Raw genomic sequence first — 22,251 nt, forward strand, 5'->3', positions numbered from 1 at the left:
TCAGTCGTCCGGATTCTCCAACGCGGCCTGGATGAGGGCGTCGACGTCCATCAGGTCGATGTCGTTCTCCGACGGCCCCTCTTCGTGGTCGTCCGCGGGGATATCCGTGGCGGCGGGCGGGGCCGGGTCGGCGCCTCCCGCGGCCTCGGCGGCGATCTCCTCCGACAGGTGTGCGGCGAGCGCCGCGGGCGTCGGGTAGTCGAAGATCATCGAGTTGGGGAGCGCCAGCCCGGTGGCGGCCGCGATCCTGCCCCGGATCTCGACGGCGGTGAGCGAGTCGAAGCCGAGGTCGGCGAATCCGCTCCTGGCGGCGACGCCGTCGAGGCCCTGATGACCGAGCACGTCGGCGACCTGCCGGCGCACCAGGTCGAGCAGGGCGCGTTCGCGCCGTGCCGGGGAGAAGTCGGCGAGGCCGGCGGCGTAGGCGGTGAGGCCTTCCTCGACGGCCTCCGCGGCCTCCTCGCCCTGTCCCTCGCTCTCGGCGAGCACGGCGAACAGCGGGGCGGGGCGGCTCGCCGTGAAGGCGGGCAGGAAGCGGCTCCAGTCGACGTCGGCGACGGTGACGCAGGTGTCCTGCGCGCCGAGCGCGTCGGCCAGGGCCCGCAGTGCCGTGGTGGGTTCCATCGCGCCCAGTCCGCGGCGGGCGAGGTAGGCGGCGGCGTCGCCGTCGCCCCCGCCGAGTCCGGCGGCTGCCATGCCCTGGCCGGCCCAGGGTCCCCAGGCGACGGAGAGGGCCGGGCGGCCCTGGGCGCGGCGGCGTTCGGCGAGCGCGTCGAGGGAGGCGTTGCCGGCCGCGTAGGCGGCCTGCTCGCCGCTGCCCCACACCCCGGCGATGGACGAGAACAGCACGAACTGCTCGGCGTCGGGGAGGAGTTCGTCGAGGTTCCGGGCGCCGAGGACCTTGGCGCGGACGACGTCGCGGTAGGTGTCCGCGTCGAGTTCCTGGAGCGGGCGGGCGGTGTCGGTTCCGGCGGTGTGGACGACGGCCTGGACCGGGTGCCGTGTCAGCAGGGCGGCGAGCTCGTCGCGGTCGGCGACGTCGCAGGCCTCCACGACGGCGGTGCAGCCCAGCTCCGCGAGTTCCGCGACCAGGGCCGCGGCGCCTCGTGCCCGGGCTCCGGACCTGCTGGTGAGGACCAGCTTCTCGGCCCCCTGCCGGGCGAGCAGGCGGGCGACGTGCCCGCCGAGGGCGCCGGTGCCGCCGGTGACGAGGGTGGCGCGGGCGGGGGTCCACGCCCCGCCGGGTGCCAGCGGCGCCCGGTCCAGGCGTCGGGCCAGGATGCGGCCGTCGCGGAGGGCCACCTGGTCCTCCGTTCCGCCGAGGACGGCCGGGAGGAGGGCGAGGGTGTCCGCGCCGGGCCGCTCCGGCAGGTCGACGAGTCCGCCCCAGCGGCGGGGCAGTTCGAGGGCCGCGACCCGTCCCAGCCCCCACACCTGGGCCGCCCGGGCGTCGGCGGTGGTGCCGGCGGCGCCGACCGCCGAGGTCGTCACGCACCACAGCGGCGAACCGAGGCCGGTGCGGACCACGGAGAGCACGGTCTCCGGGTCGCCGGACAGCAGCAGCACGCCGTCGGCGGGGTCGGCCGCGGACAGGTCGTCCGGGGTGCAGACGGTCGCCCCGGCTCCGCCGTCCCGCAGGGCGGCGGCCACGCCGGCGGCGAGGCCGGTGTTCTCGTCGTCGGCGGCGACCAGCCAGTGGCCGCCGGCGGGCCGGGCCGCGGGGACGTCGGCCCAGGTGACGCGGTACCGCCAGCCGGCCGCGGTCCCGCTCAGCGCGCGGGTGCGGCGCCAGGTCGCGAGGGCGGGCAGCGCCTCGGCGAGCGCGGCGGCGGTGGCCGGGTCGAGCCCGGCCAGGGAGCCGAGGTCGCCGGAGTCGACGGCGGCCCAGAACTCGGTGTCGGCCGTGCCGGTCTCCTCCGCGCGGGGCTCCGGCCAGTAGCGGGTGCGGTCGAACGCGTAGGTGGGCAGCGCGGCCCGGGGGCCGGAGCCGAGGACGGCCCGCCAGTCGACGCGGGTGCCGCGGGTGTGCGCGGTGGCGACGGCGGCCAGCAGGGTGACGGGTTCGGCGCGGCCGGGCCGCAGGACGGGCACCGCGGCGACGTCCTGGCCGAGGGTGGCACCGGCCAGCGCGGAGAGCACGCCGTCGGGGCCGAGCTCGACGCAGGCGCCGACGTCGCGGCGTCCCAGTTCGGCGACGGCGTCGGCGAACCGGACCGGCTCGCGGACCTGGCGCACCCAGTACTCGGGGGTCGCCGGGTCGCCCGGCGCCGTGCAGACCAGCGGGACGGACGGCGCGTGGTAGGTGAGCCGCGCGGCGACCTCGTGGAAGGCGTCGAGCATCGGCTGCACGCGGTGCGAGTGGAAGGCGTGCGAGACGACCAGCCGCCGTACCTTGCGGCCCTCCGCGCGCCAGCGCTCCTCGCAGTCGGCGATCGCGTCCTCGTCGCCGGAGACGGTCAGCGCCTTCGGGCCGTTGACCGCCGCGAGGTCCACGCCGTCGGGCAGCGCGATCTCGTCCTCGGCGGCCTCGACGGCGAGCATGGCGCCGCCGGCCGGCAGGGCCTGCATGAGCCGCGACCGGGCGGCCACCAGGGTGCAGGCGTCGTCCAGCGACAGCACGCCGGCGACGTGCGCGGCGGCCAGTTCGCCGATCGAGTGGCCGACCAGGACGTCCGGCCGGACGCCCCACGACTCCACCAGCCGGAACAGCGCCACCTCCAGCGCGAACAGGGCGGGCTGGGTGTACTCGGTCCTGGCCAGGATGTCGTCGTCGCCGCCGAACACCACGTCCCGCAGCGGCCGGTCGAGTGCGAACCGGGAGCAGACCGCGTCGAACGCCTCCGCGAACGCCGGGTGGGTCTCGTACAGTTCCCGGCCCATGCCGGCGCGCTGCGCCCCCTGGCCGGCGAAGAGGAACGCGGTGCGGGAGGCGTCCGCCCTGCCGACGGGGGCGCCCGGCACGCCTTCGGTGAAGGCCCGGAGGGCGGCGAGGAGCGCCTCGCGGTCGGTGCCGAGGAACGCCGCGCGGTGGGTGAGCTGCGCGCGGGAGCCGGTGAGGGCGCGGGCGACGTCCGCGGCCGGGACCTCGGGGTGGGCGTCGGCGAAGGCGAGCAGCCGTGCCGCCTGGCCGCGCAGGGCGGCGGGCGAACCGGCCGAGAGCAGCCAGGGCAGCACGGCGGGCGCCTCGCCCGGGCCTGCCGGGGCGGCCGGGGCGGACCGGTCGTCCGGGGCGGTCGGCTCCGGCCGCTGCTCGGGCGGGGCCTCCTCGACGAGGACGTGGGCGTTGGTGCCGCTGATCCCGAACGAGGAGACGCCCGCCCGGCGCGGGCGGCCGGTGCTCGGCCAGGGCCGGGCCTCGGTGAGCAGTTCCACCGCGCCGGCCGTCCAGTCGACCTCGGGGGTCGGCTCGTCGACGTGCAGCGTCTTCGGCAGGATGCCGCGGCGGATCGACTCGACGGTCTTGATGACGCCGGCGACGCCGGCGGCGGCCTGGGTGTGGCCGATGTTGGACTTGACCGATCCGAGCCGCAGCGGCTCCTCGCGGTCCTGGCCGTAGACCTCGAGCAGGGCCTGGGCCTCGATCGGGTCGCCGAGCCGGGTGCCGGTGCCGTGCGCCTCCACCACGTCGATCTCGGACGGCCGCAGGCCGGCGGCGGCCAGCGCCTCGCGCATGACGCGCTGCTGGGAGGGGCCGTTGGGCGCGGTGAGGCCGTTGGAGGCCCCGTCCTGGTTGACGGCGGAGCCGCGGACCACCGCGAGCACCTGGTGCCCGTTGCGGCGGGCGTCGGAGAGCCGTTCCAGCAGCACCAGGCCCACGCCCTCGCCCCAGCCGGTGCCGTCGGCGGAGGCGGCGAACGCCTTGCAGCGGCCGTCGGCGGCCAGGCCGTTCTGCCGGTCGAAGCCGATCAGGACGTCCGGGGCGGCGACCACGGTGACGCCGCCGGCGAGTGCCATGGTGCACTCCCCGGCGCGCAGCGCCTGCGCGGCCAGGTGCAGGGCGACCAGCGACGCCGAGCAGGCGGTGTCCACGGTGACGGCGGGGCCCTCCAGCCCGAACGTGTAGGAGATGCGGCCGGAGGCGACGCTGCCGGCGCTGCCGGTGACCAGGTGGCCCTCCGCGTCCTCGGGCATCCGCAGGCCCGTGCCGTAGCCGGATCCCATGGCGCCGGCGAAGACGCCGGTGCGGCTGCCGCGGAGGGCGGCGGGGTCGATGCCGGCGCGCTCGAAGGTCTCCCAGGCGGTCTCCAGCAGGAGGCGCTGCTGCGGGTCCATGGTGAGGGCCTCGCGCGGGGAGATGCCGAAGAGCGCCGCGTCGAACTCGCCGGCGGTGTCGACGAACGCGCCGCCGCGGGCACGGACGTCGCCGCGGCCCGTGGCGCCGAGGTTCCAGCCGCGGTCGGTGGGGAACGGGCCGACCGCGTCCCGTTCCTCGGCCATCAGCCGCCACAGGTCCTCGGGGCTGTTCACCCCGCCCGGGTAACGGCAGGCCATGGCGACGATGGCGATCGGCTCGCCCGACGGCGCCTCGGCCGACGCGGACGGGGCGGGCACGGGCGCGGACGCCGAGGCCGACGCGGCGGAGCCGACGGCGACGGCGAGCCGCTCCCGCAGGTGCTCCGCCAGGGCCCGGGGCGCGGGGTGGTCGAAGACGACGGTGGCGGGCAGCTTGAGGCCGGTGGCCGCCGAGAGCCGGTTGCGCAGTTCCACGGAGGTGAGCGAGTCGAAGCCCAGCTCGCGGAAGGCCCGGTCGGGGGCGACCCGTTCGCCCGGGGCGAGGACCAGGACCGCGGCGACCTCGTCGCGGACCAGGTCGAGCAGGAGGGTGGCCGGGTCTGCGGCGGCCGCCAGTCGCCGCGCGAGGCCGTTCCCGCGGTCCGCGCCGGACGCGCCGGCCTTGCGGAGCCGGGCGGGGACCCGCACCAGCGCGCGCAGCAGGGGCGGCACCTCGTGGGCCGCGCGGACCGGGGCGGGCGCGAAGCGGGTGGGCACCAGGTGGGCCCGTCCCGCGGTCAGCGCGGTGTCGAAGAGGGCCAGGCCCTCCTCGGCGCCCAGGGCGTCGCCGAGCCGGGTGAGCCGGGCGACGGCCGTGCCGTCGAGGTGTTCGGCCATCGCGCCCGGCTGCTCCCACAACCCCCAGCCCAGCGAGAGGGCGGGCAGGCCGCGGTGGGCGCGGTGCTCGGCGAGCGCGTCCAGGACGGCGTTGGCCGCCGCGTAGTTGGCCTGCCCGGCGGCTCCGACGGTCGCCGCGAGGGAGGAGTACAGGACGAACAGGGCGAGGTCCCGGCCCGCGGTCAGTTCGTGCAGGTGGAGGGCGGCCTCGGCCTTCGGAGCGAACACCGTGGCCAGCCGCTCGGGGGTCTGCGCCTCCAGCACGCCGTCGTCGAGGACGCCGGCGGTGTGGACCACGCCCGTCAGCGGGTGCGCGGCCGGGATGGAGGCGAGCAGCGCGGCCAGCGCCTCGCGGTCGGCGGCGTCGCAGGCGACGACGCGGGCGTCGGCGCCGAGGCCGGCGAGGTCCTGGACGAGTTCCCGTGCTCCGGGGGCGTCCGGGCCGCGGCGGCCGGTCAGCAGCAGGTGCCGGACGCCGTACCGGGTGACCAGGTGCCGGGCCAGCATGGCGCCCAGCGCACCGGTGCCCCCGGTGACGAGCACGGTGCCGTCGGGGTCGAGGCGCACGGCGGCGCCGGCGGCGGTGCCGGTGCCGTCCGCGGTGTCGGCGGCGGTACCTGTGTCGGTGGCGGGGTCGGCGATGTCGGTGCCGTTGCGGTCGGCGGTGCCGGCGGCGGTGCCGTGCCGGAAGCGGGTCAGCCTGGGCACCAAAACGCGGCCGTCGCGGACCGCCGCCTGCGGCTCGTCCGCCTCGGCGAGGGGGCCGAGGACCGCGGCCGCCTCCTCGTCGGTGTCCGCGTCGACCAGCGTGAAGCGTCCGGGGTGCTCGGTCTGCGCCGTGCGCACCAGGCCCCAGGCGGCGGCGGTGAGCGGATCGGCGATGTCGTCACCGGGGACGGCGGCGACCGCGCCGCGGGTGCGCACCAGCAGGCGCGCGTCGGCCGTGCGGTCGTCGGCGAGCCAGGCCCGCACGCCGGCGAGCACCGCCGCCGGGTCGGCCGGGGCCCGCCACAGGGCGACCGGTGGCACCTCGGCGAGACCGGCCGGGTCGTCCACCGTCACGTACGCCGTGCCGGCGTCGGTCGCGCCGTGCCGGTCGGGCTCGGTCCACGTGACCTCGAACAGCGAGTCGTCCGCGGGTTCCGGGGTGATACGCCCGGTGGCCTCCCGCAGGGTCAGCGACGCGACCGACAGCACGGGCAGGCCCGCGTCGTCGAAGGCGTCCAGCGTCACGGCGTCCGGCCCGGCGGGGGTGAGGCGCACCCGCAGCGTGCCCGCGCCGACCGCGTGCAGCGCGACCCCGGACCAGGAGAACGGCAGCCGCGGTCGCGGCGGCCCGTCGCCCTCGGGGCCGGCCAGGGCCAGCGCGTGCAGCGCGGAGTCCAGCAGCGCGGGGTGGGCGCCGTAGGCGCCGCCGCGCTGCTGCTCCGGGAGGGCGACCTCGGCGTGCAGCACGTCGCCGGTCCGCCAGGCGGCCCGCAGCCCGCGGAAGGCCGGCCCGTACTCCAGGCCCGCCGCCTCCAGCAGCGCGTAGTGCCCGTCGAGGTCGACGGGTTCGGCGTCCGCCGGGGGCCACACCGCGGCCGGTTCCGGCTCCGCCGGCAGGTCGGGCGCGAGCACGCCCGAGGCGTGCCGGACCCAGGGGCCGTCGGCGCCGGACTCGGGGCGGGCGTAGACGGCGACCTCGCGGCCTCCGACCGCGCCGTCCTCGGCGCCGACCACGACCTGGAACCTGACGGCGGTCCGCTCGGGCAGGACCAGCGGCGCGTGGAGGGTCAGTTCCTCGACGAGCCGTCCGCCGGTCGCCCGGGCGGCCTGCAGGGCGAGTTCGAGGAGCGCGGTGCCGGGGACGAGGACCGTGCCGCGGAGGCGGTGGTCCGCGAGCCAGGGGTGCGCGGAGGTGGACAGCCGGCCGGTGAGCACCAGGCCGTCGTCGGTCGCGGACGCCACCGCGGCGCCCAGCAGCGGGTGGTCGACGCCGGCCAGTCCGGCGCCCTCCACGTCGGCGGGGCCGGACTCGGGGAGCGCCCAGTAGCGGCGGTGCTCGAAGGCGTAGGTGGGCAGGTCGGCGCCCTCGACCGGCTCCAGCGGCCAGTCGACGCGGGCGCCGGAGACGTGCAGCCCGGCCAGCGTCCGCAGCAGGGCCTCGGTCTCGGGCATGTCGGGCAGCAGCGTCGGCACCGTGACCGCGTCCTCGACCAGTTGCTGCACCATCGCCGACAGGCCGCTCCTCGGGCCGATCTCGACGAACCTGCGCACGCCGTCCAGGCGGCGCACGGCGTCGGCGAAGCGGACGGTGCGCCGCATCTGGCCGACCCAGTACTCCGGTGTGTCGAGCCGTCCGGGGCCGGTGGCCACCATGGGGACGGCGGGCTCGTGGTGGGTGAGCCCGGCGGCCACGGCGGCGAGCGGGGCGAGGGCCGGGTCCACGTGGTGGGAGTGGGCGGCGAGGGAGACGGAGACGTCCTTCACGCGCCGGCCCTCCTCGCGCCAGCGTTCCGCGAGCGCCTCCAGGACGTCCGCGTCGCCGGAGACGACCAGTGCCTCGGGCCCGTTGACCACGGCGAGGTCGGCGCCGTCGGGCAGCGGGAGCACGTCCTCCTCGCGCGCCTCGACGGCGAGCATCCTGCCGTCCTCGCGCAGGTCGAGCAGGAGCCGGGCGCGTGCCTCCACGAGGGCGCAGGCGTCGTCGAGGGAGAGGATGCCGGCGATGTGCGCGGCGGCCAGTTCGCCGGTGGAGTGGCCGAGCACCGCGTCGGGTGTGACGCCCCAGGACTCCAGCAGCCGGGCGAGGGCCACCTGCAGGGCGAAGGTGCAGGCGTGGGCGTTGCCGGCCCGCTCGAACCGGTGGCCGTCCTCGAAGAGCAGGTCGGCGAGCGGGGTCCCGATGTCGATCCGGGCCGCGACCGCGTCGAACGCCTCGGCGAACGCCGGGTGCGCGGCGTGGAGCTGGCGCCCCATGCCCGCGTACTGGGCGCCCTGGCCGGTGAAGACGAACGCGGTGCGCCCCTGGACGGCGGTGCCCTGGATCACGGAGGCGGCCGGGGTCTGGGCGGCGAGCGCGTCGAGTCCGGCGAGGAGGCCGTCCGGGTCGTCGTGGCGTCCGAGCACCACGGCCCGCTGGTCCAGCGCGGCGCGGGCGGTGACCAGGGTCCGGGCGATCCGCGCCGGGTCCGCTCCGGGCCGGTCGGCGGCGTACGCGCGCAGGCGGGCGGCCTGGGCGCGCAGGCCCTCGGTGCCGCGGGCGGAGACCGGCCAGGCGACGGGCCGCGCGGCCTCGGCGCCGCCGGGAGCCGTTCCGGGCCGCGGGGCGGGCGGCAGCGCGCGGGGGGCCGGGGCCTCCTCGAGGATGACGTGCGCGTTGGTGCCGCCGATGCCGAAGGAGGAGACGGCGGAGCGGCGCGGCCGCTCCCCGCGGTGCCACGGCCGCTCCTCGGTGAGCAGCGCGACGGAGCCGGCGGACCAGTCCACCTGCCCGGTCGGCTCGGAGACGTTGACGGTCCGCGGCAGGACGCCGTGCCGCATCGCCTCCACCATCTTGATGACGCCGCCGACGCCCGCCGCGCACTGGGTGTGGCCGATGTTCGACTTCAGCGAGCCGAGCCAGAGCGGCTGGTCGTCCTCCCGTTCCTGCCCGTACGTCGCCAGCAGGGCCTGGGCCTCGATGGGGTCGCCGAGCCGGGTGCCGGTGCCGTGGGCCTCGACGGCGTCCACGCCCGAGGGGGCGAGGCCGGCGGCGTCCAGCGCGGCGCGGATGACCCGCTGCTGGGCGGGGCCACTGGGCGCGGTGAGGCCGTTGGAGGCGCCGTCCTGGTTGACGGCGGTGCCGCGGACCACGGCGAGGACGCGGTGGCCGTTGCGCCGCGCGTCGGAGAGGCGCTCGACGACGAGCATGCCCGCGCCCTCGGACCAGCCGGTGCCGTCCGCGTCGTCCGAGAAGGACTTGCAGCGGCCGTCGGGGGCGAGCCCCTTCTGCTTGCTCAGTTCGGTGAAGACGTCGGGGGCGCCGAGCACGGTCGCGCCGCCCGCGAGGGCGAGGTCGCACTCGCCGTTGCGCAGCGACTGCACCGCCAGGTGCAGGGCGACCAGCGACGCCGAGCAGGCGGTGTCCACGGTGACGGCGGGACCCTCCAGCCCGAAGGTGTAGGCGATCCGGCCGCAGACGACGCTTCCGGACATGCCGGTGAGCAGGTGCCCGTCCACCTCCTCGGGGAGGTTGGGGCCGCTGGCGTAGCCGACGTTGGTGGCGCCGACGAAGACGCCCGCCTGGGTGCCCCGCAGTCCGGCGGGGTTCAGGCCGGCCCGCTCGAAGGCCTCCCAGGAGGTCTCCAGGAGCAGCCGCTGCTGCGGGTCCATGGCGAGCGCCTCGCGGGGCGAGATGCCGAACAGGCCGGCGTCGAAGTCGCCCGCGCCGTCGAGGAACCCGCCGAGGCGGACGTCGGAGCTGCCGCGGCGCGTCGGGTCGGGGTCGTAGAGCGCCTCGAGGTCCCAGCCGCGGTCCTCGGGGAACGGCATCGCGACGCTGTCGCCTGCCGTGACGAGCCGCCACAGGTCCTCGGGGGAGGCGATGCCGCCGGGGTAGCGGCAGGCCATGCCGATGATGGCGATCGGCTCGTCGTCGCGGACGGCGGTGGTGCGGCGCTTCGCGACGGTCTCCCGGGCGCCGCCCAGCTGGACCAGCAGGTGTTCGGCGAGGGCGGTGGGGTTGGCGTAGTCGAAGACGAGGGTGGCGGGGAGCCTGAGGCCGGTGGCCGTGTTGAGGCGGTTGCGCAGTTCGCCCGCGGTGAGCGAGTCGAAGCCCAGCTCGCGGAAGGCGCGGTCCGCCGTCACCTCGTCGGCGGAGGCGAAGCCGAGGACGGCGGCGGCCTCGGCCCGGACGAGGTCCAGCAGCAGGCGCACCGGGTCCGCGGCGGTGGCCAGGGTCGCGGCGAGTCCTTCACGGCCGCGCCGGCCGTCGGCCCGTCCGGCCTGGCCGCGGGTGACGCCCGCGAGGGCGCGCAGGATCGCGGGGACCTCGGTGGCGGCGCGCAGCCGGCCCCGGTCCACGGCCGCCGCCACCAGGTGCGGGCGGGCCGCCGTGAGGGCCGCGTCGAAGAGGGCGAGGCCCTGCGCGTCGGTCAGGGGCGCGCCGAGCCGGCTCGCCCGGGCGAGGGCCTGCGCGTCGAGGTGGCCGCTGATGGCGCTGGACCGGGCCCACAGGCCCCAGGCCACCGACACGGCCGGCAGGCCGAGCGCGGCGCGGCGCCGTGCCACGGCGTCGAGGACGGCGTTGGCCGCCGCGTAGTTGGCCTGTCCGGGGGTGCCGAGGGTGGCGGCCACGGACGAGTAGAGGACGAAGAACGACAGGTCCAGGTCCCGGGTCGCCTCGTCGAGCACGATCGCGGCGTCCGCCTTGGGGGCGAGGACGGCGCGCAGCCGTTCGGGGGTCAGGGCGTCGGCCATGCCGTCGTCGACGACGCCCGCGGCGTGCACGACGCCGGTGAGCGGGTGCTCCGCGGGCACGTCGGCCAGCAGGGCCGTGAGGGCGTCGCGGTCGGCGGTGTCGCAGGCCGCGAACCGCACCGAGGCCCCCGCGTCCGCCAGTTCGGCGGCGAGTTCGGCGGCGCCCGGCGCTTCGGCGCCGCGCCGGCCGGTGAGCAGCAGGTGCCGGGCTCCGTGGCGTTCCACCAGGTGGCGGGCGAGGAGGGAGCCGAGGGCGCCCGTGCCGCCGGTGATGAGCACGGTGCCCTCGGGGTCGAGGGCGGGGCGCGGCTCGCTCGGCTCCTCCGGGGTGCGCGCCCGGGTGATCCGGGGCGCCAGCAGGGCGCCGTCGCGCAGGGCCGCCTGCGGCTCTCCCGAGTCGAGCAGCCTTCCGACGGCGGTGGTCAGGCCGTCCTCCGTGTCCACGTCCAGCAGGGCCAGTCGGCCGGGGTGTTCGGTCTGCGCGGAGCGGACCAGTCCCCAGACCGCCGCCCGCGCCGGGTCGGTGATCTCGCCGTCGTCCAGGACGGCGACGGCTCCACGGGTGAGCACCACCAGGGGCGCGTCGTCCAGCGGCGCGTCGTCCAGCGGCTCGGTGGCCAGCCAGGCCTGCAGGCCCGCCAGCGCCTCCACGGCGTCGGCGGGCGCCCGCCACACCACCGGACCGGCCGCGTGCCGAGCCGTGGGGTCGTCGACGACCACCGGGTCCGCTTCCGTCCGCGCGGTGGAGGGCTCTCCCTTGGCCCCCAGCGGTGTCCACGTCACCTCGTACAGGGGGGCGGACGCCTGCGCGGGCGGCCCGTCGAGGGTGCGCAGGGTCAGCGCGTCGACGGTCAGCACCGGCAGGGCGGTCTCGTCGAAGGCCGCCACCGACACCGTGTCCCGGCCCGCCGGGGTCAGGCGGACCCGCAGTACGGAGGCTCCGGTGGCGTACAGCGAGACACCGCCGAACGCGAACGGCACCCGGGCCGCCCCGTCGTCGCCGAGCGGGCCGGCGGCGAGCGCCTGGAGCGCGGCGTCGAGCAGGGCGGGATGCAGGCCGTACCCGTCCGGCGTGCCCTGTCCGGGCAGCGCGACCTCGGCGTACAGCACGTCCCCGGACCGCCAGGCGGCCCGCAGGCCCTGGAAGGCGGGGCCGTAGGACAGTCCGGCGTCCGACAGCGCCGAGTAGTGGCCGTCGAGGACGACGGGCTCCGCGCCGGCGGGGGGCCAGGCGGTGTCGTGCGCCGGGAGGGCGGGTTCCTCGGCGGTGAGCAGGCCGCTCGCGTGGCGGGTCCACGGACCGTCCTCGTCGGCCTCGGGCCGGGCGTGGACGTCGACCGCGCCGTCGGCCGCGACGCGCACCTGGACCTGCACTCCCCCGCGCTCGGGCAGGACGAGCGGGGTGTGCAGGGTCAGGTCGTCGAGCCGCGCGAGTCCGGCGGACGCGCCGGCGTGCAGGACGAGTTCGACGAACGCGGTGCCGGGCAGCACGATGCCGCCGTGCACGACGTGGTCGGCGAGCCAGGGCTGGACCGCGGTGGACAGACGGCCGGAGAGCAGCAGTCCGCCGCCGACGGCCGGGGAGACCTCGGCCCTCAGCAGGGGGTGGCCCGCGGCCCGCATCCCGGCGGCGCCGAGGTCACCGGCGTCGTGGCCGGGACGCAGCCAGTAGCGCTCGCCCTGGAAGGCGTAGGTGGGCAGGTCGATCCGGCGGGGCGTCCAGGGGGCGTAGACGGCGGCCCAGTCGGGGGTGACGCCGGCGGTGTGGGCGTGGGCGAGGGCGGTCAGCGCGGACTCGGTGTCGTCGCGGTCGCGGCGCAGGAGCGGCACGGCGGGGGTGCCGTCGTGCAGGTGCGGCACGAGCGCCGACAGCACGCCGTCGGGGCCGAGTTCGAGGAAGACCCGTACGTCGGTGAGCGGCGCGACCGCGTCGGCGAACCGGACGGGCTCGCGGATCTGGCCCACCCAGTAGTCCGGGGTGGCGAGGTCACCGGGGGCCGTGGTCACGACCGGGATCGCCGGGGCGTGGTACGTCAGCGACTCGGCGACGGCGGCGAACTCGGCCTGCATCGGCTCCATCAGCCGCGAGTGGAACGCGTGCGAGACGGTCAGCCGCTTCACGCGCACGCCCTCGGCGCGCAGCCGCTGCTCCAGCGCGCCGATCGCGTCGGCGTCACCGGACACCGTGACGGAGGTCGGGCCGTTGACGGCCGCCAGGTCCACGCCGTCGGGCAGTTCCAGGCCGTCCTCGGCGGCCTCCACGGCGAGCATCGCGCCGCCGGACGGCAGCGCGTCCATCAGCCGGCCGCGCGCCGAGACGAGGGCGCACGCGTCGTCCAGCGACAGCACGCCGGCGCAATGCGCCGCCGCGATCTCACCGATGGAGTGGCCGACCAGCACGTCCGGGGTGACACCCCACGACTCCACCAGCCGGAACAGCGCCACCTCGACCGCGAAGAGAGCGGGCTGCGTGTACACCGTCCGGGCCAGCAGCGCGGCGTCGTCGCCGAACACCACCTCACGCAGCGGAAGTTCGAGGTCGACCCGGGCGCACACGGCGTCGAAGGCGTCCGCGAAGACGGGGAACGCGTCGTACAGCTCGCGTCCCATGCCGGCGTACTGGGCGCCCTGCCCGCTGAACAGGAACCCGGTCCTGCCCTCGCGTGCGGTGCCCCGGACGACCGCCGGGTCGGGGCGGCCCTCGGCGAGGGCGGTCAGCGCCTGGGCGGCCCGGTCCGGGTCGTGCGCCAGCACCACCGCGCGGTGGGTGAGCGCGGCCCGGCCGGTGGCCAGGGTGCGACCGACGTCGGCCGGTCGTGCGTCGAGCGCGCCGAGCAGTCTGCCGGCCTGGGCGGCGAGGGCGTCGGCGGTGTGCCCGGACAGCGGCCAGGGCACCACGGCCGGCTGCGGCGCCGGGGCGGCGACGACCGGCTCCGGCTCCTCGGCGGCGGGCGGTTCCGCCAGGATGACGTGCGCGTTGGTTCCGCTGATGCCGAACGACGACACGCCCGCGCGGCGCGGCCGTCCGGTGCCGGGCCACGGGCGGGGGCTGTCGAGCAGTCGCACCGCTCCGGTCGACCAGTCGACCGCGGACGCGGGCCGGTCGGCGTGCAGGGACGCGGGCAGCAGCCGGTGGCGCATCGCCTCGATCATCTTGATGACGCCCGCGACGCCCGAGGCGGCCTGGGTGTGGCCGATGTTGGACTTCACCGAGCCGAGCCACAGGGGCTGTTCCGGGTCGCGGCCCTGGCCGTAGGCGGCGAGCAGCGCCTCCGCCTCGATGGGGTCGCCGAGCCGGGTGCCGGTGCCGTGCGCCTCCACCGCGTCCACGTCGGAGGGCTCCAGCCCCGCCGACGCCAGCGCGGCGCGGATCACCCGCTGCTGGGAAGGGCCGTTGGGCGCGGTGAGCCCGTTGGACGCGCCGTCCGAGTTGGTGGCGGAGCCGGCGACCACCGCGAGCACGGGGTGGCCGTGGCGGCGCGCGTCGGACAGCCGCTCGACCAGGAGCAGGCCGATGCCCTCGCCCCAGGCGGTGCCGTCGGCGTCGTCGGAGAACGGCTTGCAGCGGCCGTCGGCCGCCAGCCCCTGCTGGCGGCTGAACTCCACGAACGCGCCGGGGGTGGCCATGACGGTGACACCGCCGGCCAGCGCCAGGTCGCATTCGCCGTTGCGCAGCGACTGCGCGGCCAGGTGCAGGGCGACCAGGGACGACGAGCAGGCCGTGTCCACGGTGACGGCCGGGCCCTCGAGCCCGAAGGCGTAGGCGACGCGCCCGGACAGGATGCTGGCGGAGCCGCCGGTGGCGACGTGGCCCTCCAGTTCGCCGGAGTCGGCGAGGGTGAGCCGGGTGTAGTCCTGGCCGTTGGTGCCGGCGAAGACGCCGGTACGGCTGCCGCGCAGGGACAGCGGGTCGATGCCGGCGCGCTCCAGGGCCTCCCAGGTGGTCTCGAGGAGGAGCCGCTGCTGCGGGTCCATGGCGAGCGCCTCACGCGGCGAGATGCCGAACAGGGCGGCGTCGAAGCGGCTCACGTCGTCCAGGAAGGCTCCCTGGTCGACGTACGAGGTGCCGGGGCCGTCACCTGCGGCGAGGGCTTCCAGGTCCCAGCCCCGGTCCGTGGGGAAGGACCGGACCGCGTCACGGCCTTCGCCGACCAGCCGCCACATGCTCTCGGGGTCGGTCACACCGCCCGGGAAGCGGCAGGCCATGGCGACGACGACCACCGGGTCGTCCGTGTCGGCGGCGACCGTGCCGCGGACTCCGGCGGGGGCCGGGTCGGCGGGCTCGCCGAGCAGCTCGGCGAGGCGGGCGGCGAGGGACGCGGCGGTGGGGTGGTCGAAGGCGACGCCGGCCGGCAGCCGGAGCCCGGTGGCCGCGTTGACGCGGTCGCGGAGTTCGACGGAGGTCAGCGAGTCGAAGCCGAGATCGGCGAACGCCCGCTGCGCGGAGACGTTGTCGGCGGAGCGGTGGCCGAGGGCGGCGGCGGCCTCGGCGCGGACCAGGTCGGTCAGCTGCCGGATGCGCTCGGCGGGCGGCGCGGACCGCAGCCGGGCGGCGAACTCGGTCGCGGCGCCGCTGCCGGTCTCCGCCTGGTCTGCGGGGGTGACGAACTCCTCCAGCAGCGGGCTGGGGCGCCCGCTGGTGAAGGCGGCGCCGAAGCGGCTCCAGTCCACGTCGGCGACGGTGACGCAGGTGTCGCCCGCGTCGACGGCCTCGCCGAGCGCGGCCAGCGCGCGGTCGGGGTCGAGGGCGTTCAGGCCGCGGCGGCGCAGGGCGTCCTCGGCGTCGGTGTCGGCCAGCATGCCGGACCCGGCCCACGGGCCCCATGCCACGGAGGTGGCGGGCAGGCCCAGGTGGCGGCGGTGCTCGGCGAGGGCGTCGAGGTAGGCGTTGGCCGCGGCGTACGCCGGCTGGCCGCCGCTGCCCCACACCCCGGCGATGGAGGAGAACAGCACGAACGCGTCCAGGTCGGTGCCGGCGAGCAGTTCGTGCAGGTGGGTCGCGCCCACCACCTTGGCCCGCAGGACCTCGGCGAACTCCTCGCCGGTGACCGTCTCCAGCGGTCCCGTCGCGGTCACGCCCGCGGTGTGCACCACCGCCGTGACGGGGTGGGCGGCCAGCACGGCGGCCAGGGAGTCGCGGTCGGCGACGTCGCAGGCGACGGCCTCGGCCCGTACGCCGCGCTCCGCGAGCGCGGCGACCAGGCCGGCGGCGCCCGGCGCACCGGGTCCGCGACGGCTCGTCAGCACCAGGTCGCGGGCGCCGCGGTCCGCCAGCCAGTGCGCCACCCGTGCTCCGAGGCCGCCGGTGCCGCCGGTGACCAGCACGGTGCCCGACGGCCGCCAGGGCTCGGCGGCGTCGGACGTGGCGGACAGCGGGGCGCGGCGCAGGCGCCGGGCGAGCACGCCGGTTTCCCGGATCGCCACCTGGTCCTCGCCGGACGGCTGGGTGAGGACGGAGAGGAGCCGGGCGGAGGCGCGGCGGTCCAGGGTGGCGGGCAGGTCGACGAGACCCGCCCAGCTGCGGGGCAGTTCGAGGGCGGCGACGCGGCCGAGGCCCCACAGGAGGGCGCCGGACGGGTCGGTGAGCCGGTCGGCGCGGCCCACCGCGACACTGCCGCGCGTCAGCACCCACAGGGGGGCGGGGAGTTCGGCACGGAACAGGGGCAGCAGGTCGTCGGGGGCCGACGGAAGGCAGACCACTCCCGCGACATCGGTGAAGGACGCGGGGTCGGCGTCGAACCGGGCGCCGACGAGGTGGCCGGAGAAGGCGGCGGCGAGGTCCTCGGGGACGGAGCCGTCGGCGGTGAGGACCAGCCAGGTCCCGGTGGGCAGGGCGGGCCGCTCGGGCAGCGGCTGCCACACGGCGCGGTAGCGCCACGAGTCCAGCACGGCCCGCTCGCGCCGGCCGCCGCGCCAGGCGGACAGCGCCGGCAGGACGGCGTCGAGGGTGTCGGCGTCGAGGCCGAGGGTCCGGGCGACCTCGGCGGCGTCCTGCCGCTCGATGGCCTCCCAGAACCGGCCCTCCGCCGCGTCGTCGGCGCCGGCCGCGGACTGCGGGGCCGGCTCGATCCAGTAGCGCTCCCGCTGGAACGCGTAGGTGGGCAGTCCGTCGGCCCGTACGGCGCCGGCCGGGAGGGGGGCGGACAGGTCCACGGACACGCCGTTGACGTGCAGCACCGCCACGGCCCGCAGCAGCGCCTCGGGCTCGGAGCCCTCGGTGCGCCGGGCGGGCGTGCCCACGACGGGGCGCCCGTCGAGGCAGCGCAGGGTGGCCCCGGTGAGGGTGCCGTCCGGGCCCAGCTCCAGGAAGACGTCGGCCCCGGCGTCGTGGGCCCGGCCGACGGCGTCGGCGAAGCGGACGGGCTCGCGGATCTGGTCCACCCAGTAGCCGGGGGTCGCCATGTCGCCGGGGGCGGTGGTGAGGACGGGGATCGTCGGGGCGTGGTAGGTCAGCGACCCGGCGACGGCGGCGAACTCCGCCCGCATGGGTTCCATCAGGTGCGAGTGGAACGCGTGCGAGACGGTCAGCCGCTTGACGCGTACGCCGTCGGAGCGCAGGCGCTGCTCAAGAGTGTCGATCGCGTCGGCGTCGCCGGAGACCGTGATCGAGGTCGGGCCGTTGACGGCCGCGAGGTCCACCCCGTCGGGCAGTTCCAGGCCGTCCTCCGCGGTCTCGACGGCGAGCATCGCGCCGCCGGACGGCAGCGCGTCCATCAGCCGGCCGCGCGCCGACACCAGTCGGCAGGCGTCGTCCAGCGACAGCACACCCGCGCAGTGCGCGGCGGCCAGCTCCCCGATGGAGTGACCGACCAGCACGTCCGGGGTCACGCCCCAGGCCTCCACCAGCCGGAACAGCGCCACCTCGAGAGCGAACAGCCCGGCCTGCGCGTACACGGTCCGGTTCAGCGCCTCACCGTCCCCGAACACCACCTCACGCAGCGGCCGGTCCAGGTCCACCCGCGCGCACACCGCGTCGAAGGCGTCCGCGAACACCGGGAACGCCTCGTACAGCTCACGCCCCATCCCCACCCGCTGCGCGCCCTGACCCGAGAACAGGAAGGCGGCCCGGCCGAAACCGTCGGCGCCTCGGACGACGGCCGGGGACGTGCGGTCCTCCGCGAGGGCGGTGAGGCCGTCGAGGAGGTCGTCCCGGCCGGAGCCGAGGACGACGGCACGGTGGTCGAGGGCGGCCCGGCCGGCGGCCAGGGCGCGGGCATGGCGGACGAGGTCGGCCTCGGGGCGCTCGTCGAGGGCCTGGCGCAGTCGGGCCGCCTGGGCGCGCAGTGCGGCGGGGGTCCGCCCGGAGACGGGCCACGCGAGCACAGGCGGGACGGCGACCGGCGCGGGCCCCCCGTCCGGCGCACCGGCCGGGGTGTCCGGCGCGGTGTCCGGCGCCTGTTCGACGACGACGTGTGCGTTGGTGCCGCTGATGCCGAACGACGACACGGCCGCCCGGCGGGGCCGGTCCGTCTCGGGCCAGGGCCGGTGCTCGGTGAGCAGGGCGACCGTGCCGGCCGACCAGTCCACGTGCGGCGTCGGCTCGTCCACGTGCAGGGTTCTGGGGAGTTCGGCGTGGCGCAGCGCCATGACCATCTTGACGACGCCGGCCAGTCCGGCGGCGGCCTGGGTGTGGCCGATGTTGGACTTGAGGGAGCCGAGCAGCAGGGGGCGTCGCGGGTCCCGGTCGCGGCCGTAGGTGGCGATCAGGGCTTCCGCCTCGATGGGGTCGCCGAGCCGGGTGCCGGTGCCGTGCGCCTCCACCGCGTCGACGTCGGAGGGCTCGAGTCCCGCCGAGGACAGTGCGGTACGGATGACGCGCTGCTGTGCGGGGCCGTTGGGGGCGGTGAGCCCGTTGGACGCGCCGTCCTGGTTGACGGCCGAGCCGCGTACCAGGGCGAGGACCTCGTGGCCGTCGCGGACGGCGTCGGAGAGCCGTTCCACCAGGAGGACGGCGACGCCCTCGGACCAGCCGGTGCCGTCGGCCGCGGAGGCGAAGGACTTGCACCGTCCGTCGGCGGCGAGGCCGTCCTGCTTGGCGAACTCGCTGAAGCCCGCCTGGGTGGGCATGACGGCAACGCCGCCGACGACGGCGAGGTCGCACTCGCCGGCGCGCAGGGCACGCGCGGCCAGGTGCAGGGCGACCAGGGACGACGAGCAGGCCGTGTCCACGGTGAGGGCGGGGCCCTCCAGCCCGTACGTGTAGGCGAGGCGTCCGGACAGCACGCTGTTGGACGTGCCGGTCAGCAGGTGGCCGCCGACCTCCTCCGGCGGGGTGCCGCCGGTGCCGTATCCGCTGTTGGAGGCGCCGACGAAGACGCCGGCGTGGCGGCCGCGCAGCGAGGTCGGGTCGATGCCGCCCCGTTCGAACGCCTCCCAGGAGGCCTCGAGCAGCAGCCGCTGCTGCGGGTCCATGGCGAGCGCCTCGCGCGGCGAGATGCCGAAGAGTTCGGCGTCGAACTCGGCGGCGTCGTGGAGGAAGCCGCCCTCGGTGGTGTGGTCGAGGCCGTCCAGGTGCCAGCCGCGGTCGGTCGGGAAGCCGGAGATGCCGTCGCCGCCCTGGGCGACGAGCCGCCACAGGTCCTCGGGCGAGCGCACGCCGCCGGGCAGCCGGGTGCTCATGGCGACGATGGCGAGGGGTTCGTCGGTGCCGATGGGCCCGGCGTGCGGGAGCGCCGCCGTGTCCGTGCCCGTGTCGCCGAGCAGTTCGTCCCGGAGGCGGGCGGTGAGCAGCAACGCGGTGGGGTGGTCGAACGCCAGGGCGGCGGGCAGGGGCAGTCCGGTGGCCGCGGTGAGCCGGTCGCGGAGTTCGACGGCGGTCAGCGAGTCGAGGCCGAGGTCGCGGAAGGCGGCCTCGGGGTCGACGGCGGCGCGGTCACGGTGTCCGAGGACTCCGGCGACCGTGCCGGTCACGAGGTCGAGCAGGGCCCGCTCGCGTTCGGCGGCGGGCAGTGCGGTGAGCCGGTCGCGGAGGGCCGCGCCGGCCGCGGGCGCGACGGCGGTGGCGGTGTCGCCCACTTCGGGGATGTCCGTGAGCAGGGGGCTCGGCCGGGTGGCGGTGAAGGTGGCGGCGAATCGCTCCCAGTCCACGTCGGCGACGGTCACGCACGCGTCGCCGGAGGCGACGGCACGGTCGAGCGCGGTGACGGCCAGCTCGGGGTCGAGGGGGCGCAGTCCGCGGCGGCGCAGGTGGGCGACCGCCTCGTCGCCGGCGGCCATGCCGGCCTCCGCCCAGGGGCCCCAGGCGATGGAGGTGGCGGGCAGTCCGGCGGCGTGGCGGCGTTCGGCCAGGGCGTCGAGGTGGGCGTTGGCGGCGGCGTAGGCGGCCTGGCCGCCGCTGCCCCAGATGCCGGAGATGGACGCGTAGGTGACGAAGGCGGTGACGGTGCCGAGTGCGGTGGTGAGTTCGTCGAGGACGTCGGCGGCGTCGGCCTTGGCGCGCAGTACGGCGCCCAGGCGCTCCTCGGTGAGGTCCGTGAGGGGGGTGTCGTCGCCGATTCCCGCGGCGTGCACCACCGCGGTGAGCGGGTGGGCCGCGGGTATGCCGGCGAGCAGGGCGGCGAGCGCGTCGCGGTCGGCGGCGTCGCAGGCCACGACCTCGGCCTCGGCTCCGGTGGCCCGCAGTTCGGCCACGAGGTCGGTGGCGCCGGGGGCGTCGGGGCCCCGGCGGCCGGTGAGGATCAGGCGGTGGGCGCCGCGCGCGGCGAGGGTCCGGGCGAGGTGGGAGCCCAGGGCGCCGGTTCCGCCGGTGATGAGGACGGTGCCGTCCGGCCGCCAGGGCGCGGCGGCCGGCTCGGGCGCGGCGTGACGCAGTCGGCGGGCGAAGACACCGGCGTCGCGGACGGCGAGCTGGTCCTCGTCGCCGGCGCCGGCCAGGACGGCGGCCAGCCGGGCGCCCGCCCGGCGGTCGAGGGTCTCGGGGAGGTCGACGAGTCCGCCCCACCGGCCGGGGTGCTCCAGCGCGGCGGTCCGGCCGAGCCCCCAGACCCGGGCGGCGGCGGGGTCGGTGAGCGGGTCGAGGCGTCCGGTGGAGACGGCGCCGCGGGTGGCGGCCCAGCAGCGCGCGCCGGTGTCGTCCGCCTGCGCGAGCGCCTGGAGGAGCGTCAGCAGGCCGCCCGCGTCGGGGTTCAGGGCCAGGACTCCGGCCAGGTCGTCGGCGAGGAACAGTTCGGGGCGGACGTCGGCGGGCGCGCACTCGGTCACCCGGGCCCCGGCGGCCCGCAGCGCGTCGGCCACGTCGGGCAGGGGTTCGCCGACCAGCAGCCAGGTGCCGGTGAGCGCGGTGTCGGGCAGGCTCTCCAGCGGCGTCCAGGCGGTGCGGTACCGCCAGGTGTCGACCACGGAGCGCTTGCGGCTCTCGCGGCGCCAGGCGGTGAGCGCGGGCAGCACGGTGTCGAGGCCCGTGTCGCCGTCGTGGAGGTCGAGCGCGGCGGCCACCGCGTCCCGGTCGGCCGCGTCGACGGCGTCCCAGAACCGTTCCTCGGCCTCACCGGTCGTGCCGCGCACGGCCTGGGCTGGCGTGGCGTCGAGCCAGTACCGCTCGCGCTGGAAGGCGTAGGAGGGCAGCTCGACCAGGCGTCCGCCCGCGGTGAGGCGGGTGGTCTCGACGGGTGCGCCGTGGCTGTGCAGCCGGGCGAGGGCGCGCAGCAGGCTCGCCGTCTCGCCGTGTCCGTCGCGCAGGGCGGGGACGACGACGGTGGTGGCCTCGACGCTGTGCGGCACGAGGGCGGAGAGGGTGCCGTCGGGGCCGAGTTCGAGGAAGCGGGTGTGCTCGGTGAGGGAGGCGATGGCGTCGGCGAAGCGGACGGGCCGGCGGATCTGGCCGACCCAGTAGGCAGGGGTGGCGATGTCGCCAGGGGCCGTGGTCACGACCGGGACGGTCGGGGCGTGGTAGGTCAGCGACTCGGCGACGGCGGCGAACTCCGCCTGCATCGGCTCCATCAGATGCGAGTGGAACGCGTGCGAGACGGTCAGCCGCTTCACCCGCACACCCTCGGCGCGCAGGCGCTGCTCAAGGGTGTCGATCGCTTCGGCGTCGCCGGAGACCGTGACGGAGGTGGGACCGTTGACGGCCGCGAGGTCCACGCCGTCGGGCAGTTCCAGGCGGTCCTCGGCGGCCTCGACGGCGAGCATCGCGCCGCCGGACGGCAGCGCGTCCATCAGCCGGCCGCGTGCCGACACCAGCCGGCAGGCGTCCTCCAGTGACAGCACGCCCGCGCAGTGGGCGGCCGCGAGCTCACCGATGGAGTGCCCGACCAGCACGTCCGGGGTGAGGCCCCAGGACTCCACCAGGCGGTACAGCGCCACCTCGACCGCGAAGAGCGCGGGCTGCGTGTACACCGTGCGCGCCAGCAGCTCCGCGTCGTCCCCGAACACCGCGTCACGCAGTGGCAGTTCGAGCTCCACCGCCGCGCACACGGCGTCGAACGCCTCGGCGAAGACGGGGAACGCCTCGTACAGCTCACGCCCCATCCCGACGCGCTGGGCGCCCTGACCGGAGAACAGGAAGCCGGTGCCGCCGCCGCGTGCGACGTCCGTGCGGGCCTCGCCCCTGGCGAGTGCCGTCAGTTCCGCGACGAGTTCGGCGCGGTCGGTGGCCACCAGGGTGGCGCGGTGGTCCAGGGCGGGGCGGGACACGGCCAGGGAGTGGGCCAGGTCGACGGGGCGCAGCGTGTCGTCGCGCTCCAGCAGGCCGAGCAGCCG

At 77.3% G+C, this 22,251-nt stretch carries 1 protein-coding gene (running past one end of the window); it reads right to left on the bottom strand.

The genetic code is table 11. From position 1 onward, the window contains the following. Nucleotides 1-22,251: the 3' portion of a type I polyketide synthase gene (locus ABZ836_RS27990; RefSeq protein WP_361146716.1), read on the bottom strand. The gene runs 7,572 nt beyond the window's last position; 22,251 of the gene's 29,823 nt are visible here — the last part of the coding sequence; its start codon lies off the right edge, out of view; its stop codon occupies nucleotides 1-3.

Origin of the sequence: Streptomyces sp. NPDC047130 (assembly GCF_040643475.1) — a bacterium.
Taxonomy (GTDB): domain Bacteria; phylum Actinomycetota; class Actinomycetes; order Streptomycetales; family Streptomycetaceae; genus Streptomyces.